Source organism: Streptomyces sp. M2CJ-2 (assembly GCF_016757295.1).
In the GTDB taxonomy this organism is placed as follows: domain Bacteria; phylum Actinomycetota; class Actinomycetes; order Streptomycetales; family Streptomycetaceae; genus Streptomyces.
Genome location: NZ_JAESIF010000252.1, coordinates 1 through 993, shown reverse-complemented (window position 1 = coordinate 993; position 993 = coordinate 1). Strand labels below are relative to the sequence as shown.

The window sequence follows — 993 nt, the reverse complement described above, 5'->3', positions numbered from 1 at the left end:
CGGCACCCTGGTCAAGGTCCCCGCTGCCGGAGCCTCCCGGCGCTGCTCGGCCTGCGGCCTCACCACACCGCGCAGCCGGGAGGACCGGACCACGTTCGTGTGCAGGAACCCCGGCTGCGGCTTCGAGGCGAACGCCGACTGGAACGCGGCCCGGAACGTCCTGCGCCTGTACCGGATCGGCCATGTGGCGATCCCGGCTGCCGGGAGGGTAGTCGTCAGGCGTGCTCGTCGCGTCAAGCCCGCCACCGCAAGGTAGGCGGGAACCTCCCGGCCCTCGGCCGGGAGAGCACTTCAATACTGCGCGAGCCGGGCGATGCCACTGACGGGTGCCGAGACCCTCACCGTCGAGCGAATCGTCGCCGCTGACCCGTCGCCCTTCCCGTACCCGGACGAGGAGAGCCTGTGCCTGTACGACGACGGCGGCGAGCCGGACGAGATGGTGGCCGGGGCCACCAAGAGACCGTTCGACCCCGGCCGGATACTGTCGGCGCTCGACCATGTGCTGACCTCCGTGACCGGGTTGTGCCGTGTTCTGCCAGGAGCGCGGTGGCGCGTGCACATGGGCGACCTCGATGTCCCACGGGACGAGAACGACGGCTATGCCTTCCCCGGCATGCGCGATGCGGGTCTCGCAGCCGAGCTGGGTGACCTCTGAGAGCCACGACTGCCGTGTACGTCGACCAAGTTCCTCAAGGGCCGCAAGCGGCCTGTGACCGCGTCTGGTCATCCTTTTTGGGAACCAGTTGGGGACCACGCGGTGCCCGCGCGCTCGCACGACATGCCTGGCACCGCACGTTGTGCACCTTGATTTCAAGTCGTATGTGGTGAAAAAAGGGATAACCCTTGTTCCTGGGGGTCAAGGGGTCGCAGGTTCAAATCCTGTCGTCCCGACAGAACAGGAGGTCCTCACGGGCAAAAGCCCAAGGCCGTGAAGTTACGGCTTGAGTGCGGGTGTCCAGGCGGCTGTGATCTGTGGGTTTGCCGGACGTGGGA

The 993-nt window shown here is 67.2% G+C and carries 2 protein-coding genes; both read left to right on the top strand.

Translation table 11 applies throughout. From position 1 onward, the window contains the following. Positions 1–256: zinc ribbon domain-containing protein (locus JL475_RS39135; protein WP_202282948.1), on the top strand; the 256-nt coding region annotated here is incomplete at its 5' end. 57 nt (positions 257–313) lie between these two features. Beyond that, complete coding sequence (locus JL475_RS39130; RefSeq protein WP_202282947.1) at positions 314–655, top strand: hypothetical protein; 342 nt, start codon at positions 314–316, stop codon at positions 653–655. Positions 656–993: the final 338 nt, after the last annotated feature.

Coding starts and splice junctions, on each gene's coding strand:
- JL475_RS39130 (WP_202282947.1), top strand. CDS start 314: ATGCCACTGACGGGTGCCGAGACCCTCACCGTCGAGCGAATCGTCGCC.